Origin of the sequence: Cryobacterium sp. MLB-32 (genome assembly GCF_000738085.1) — a bacterium.
Classification (GTDB): Bacteria; Actinomycetota; Actinomycetes; order Actinomycetales; family Microbacteriaceae; genus Cryobacterium.
The window spans coordinates 1-1,136 of sequence record NZ_JPRS01000426.1; the positions used below are offsets into that span (position 1 = coordinate 1).

General features: G+C 62.4%; 1 protein-coding gene. It reads left to right on the plus strand.

Annotation, left to right across the window (positions count from 1 at the left end):
• The first annotated feature begins 254 nt into the window (after nucleotides 1-254).
• On the plus strand, nucleotides 255-932 hold the full coding sequence (locus JF66_RS19115; RefSeq protein WP_051973769.1) for a DUF4113 domain-containing protein: 678 nt from the start codon (nucleotides 255-257) through the stop codon (nucleotides 930-932).
• Nucleotides 933-1,136 lie beyond the last annotated feature (204 nt).

Genomic DNA, 1,136 nt, shown 5'->3' on the forward strand with positions numbered 1-1,136 from the left:
TCGACAACAGCAGGATCATGACTTACCGTGAGCATCAGCGCGGCCTTACGCGTTAGAACGGCCCGGCGTGATCCTTCAAGATTGCACGCCGGGCCATTTGTCTATCCGGACATCGTCAGCCTGACGCCGCCGACGAACCGATACCAAATCCTGACGCGCTAAAACCCATCGTCACCGGGGAAGACGCCCACATCGTCACCCCGAGAGACGTTCAACAGGGAGTCGGCTCGCGGACCGCCCGGAAACTTACCGGGATGGGCATCCACACTGCCGCCGACCTCCGCGATACCGACGCGGTTCGCATCCGCAGTAGGTTCAGCGTCGTCATGGAACGAACGGTCCAGGAGCTTCGCGGTATCGACTGCCTCCCGCTCGAGGAGGAACGGGCGGACAAGGAGCAGATCCAGTTCTCCCGCTCTTTTTCCACCCCGATCAGCACTGTCGTCGAGCTCGAGGAAGTGCTCTCCGTGTACACGCAGCGGGCCTCTGCCAGACTTCGGCAGCAGGGCTCCCTCGCCCGGCTCATGCGCTGCTACGCCTCGACGTCTCCGTTCCAGGACAACCACACCACCCACGCCGTTTCCCTCGCCTTCCCCAATCCGACCGACGACCCGGTGGAAATGTACCGGGCGGCGATTACCGCCCTCGGCCCCCAGCTCGACAGCACCCAGCGGTACGTCAGGGTCGGTGTAAGCCTGCACGAATTCTCCCCCACCGACTCCCATGCCACCCTCGATATCTTCGGCACCGACCCGACACCCTTCGCGGCTGGAGCGGTCCTCGATTCCATCACCGCTCGCTACGGGCCGGAGACCCTTGGACTCGGCCTCGCGGGCCTGAAGACCAACCGAGCATGGACGATGCGCCGCGAGATGGTGTCGCCGCGAGCGACCACCCACTGGGACGAATTGGCCACCGTCAAAGCCAACTAGTGCGGTCCCGATCTGACACCAGTCTCCAAGCCACTAAACAGGACCACATCGTACGACTACTGTTGGGCTTGGGTCATGTCCCATTGAGTGGTGTGGTTTCCCCGCTTTGAGCGTTGCTTCGCCAACGCGAGGAGCCATCGTGGGATGGTCAGTGAGTACCGACTAAAGCAACTCACAAAGGACACCACACGATGGCTCTAGACC

What these genes read in the sequence shown, in the direction of transcription:
- JF66_RS19115 (WP_051973769.1), top strand. Translation starts at nt 255, where the DNA reads ATGGGCATCCACACTGCCGCCGACCTCCGCGATACCGACGCGGTTCGC.